The organism is Acidovorax delafieldii 2AN (assembly GCF_000175235.1).
GTDB lineage: Bacteria > Pseudomonadota > Gammaproteobacteria > Burkholderiales > Burkholderiaceae_C > Acidovorax > Acidovorax delafieldii_B.
On sequence record NZ_ACQT01000594.1, the window covers coordinates 1 to 752 of the forward strand.

The 752-nt window shown below is 68.6% G+C and carries 1 protein-coding gene and 1 pseudogene; both read right to left on the bottom strand.

The genetic code is table 11. The annotated features are described in order from the left end of the window. Positions 1-69: 69 nt before the first annotated feature. Complete coding sequence (locus tag ACDELDRAFT_RS23260) at positions 70-486, bottom strand: hypothetical protein (protein WP_005801826.1); 417 nt, start codon at positions 484-486, stop codon at positions 70-72. A 19-nt stretch (positions 487-505) separates the two neighbouring features. Beyond that, positions 506-752 (bottom strand): annotated as a pseudogene (locus tag ACDELDRAFT_RS23265) (ABC transporter ATP-binding protein); the annotation flags it as partial.

Here is a 752-nt window from a genome sequence, read left to right on the forward strand (position 1 = left end):
GCCAGCGCAGCCGGGGTATGGGCGGTGCCCGCAGCGGTTTTCAAGGGGTCCATGGTGCCTCTCTGTTGTTCAACCCACCGACGACGCCGCGGTGCGCGGCAGCACGCGCCAGGCAAAGGTGCCCACGGCCGTCCACACCAGCGTGCGCAGCGCCAATGCCAGCACGGTGCGCTGCTCGTAGGCGCCACCGCCCAGCACATGCACGCCAAAGGCGACAAAGATGCACGCCGTCGCCGCCGCGATGGCAAGCGCCAGCCAGGCCGCCCAGCGCCGGCGGCACCACAGCCCCACGCCCGCCACCCCGTAGGCAAAGCCAGCCAGAAAATTGAACCAGAGCACAAACGGCACATAGGCACCCGCTGCGGCGCGCGCGGCGCCGTCAATGAACAGCACCGAGCCGCCTTCCTTGAGGGTCAAGAGGCCAAAGGCCACGGCCCCTGCCGATACGGCCCGGACCCAGCCGCTGCGCTGCGTGTTCTTTGCCATGGCGTCTCCTTGTAGGGGGTTATGCAAGGCTGCGGCCTTCGCCCGCTTCCTCGTGCGTCACGCCGTCGCGGATGCGGTAAATCCGCCGGAAGGTGGGGATGATTTTTTCGTCGTGCGTGACGACGATGACGGCGGTTTCGAACCGGCGCGCCATGTCGTTGAGGATGCGGATCACGGCCAGGGCACGGGCGCTGTCCAGGGGCGCGGTGGGTTCGTCGGCCAGGATGACGGGCGGGCGGTTGACCAGGCCGCGGGCTATCGAGATG

What these genes read in the sequence shown, in the direction of transcription:
- ACDELDRAFT_RS23260 (WP_005801826.1), bottom strand. Translation starts at nt 486, where the DNA reads ATGGCAAAGAACACGCAGCGCAGCGGCTGGGTCCGGGCCGTATCGGCA.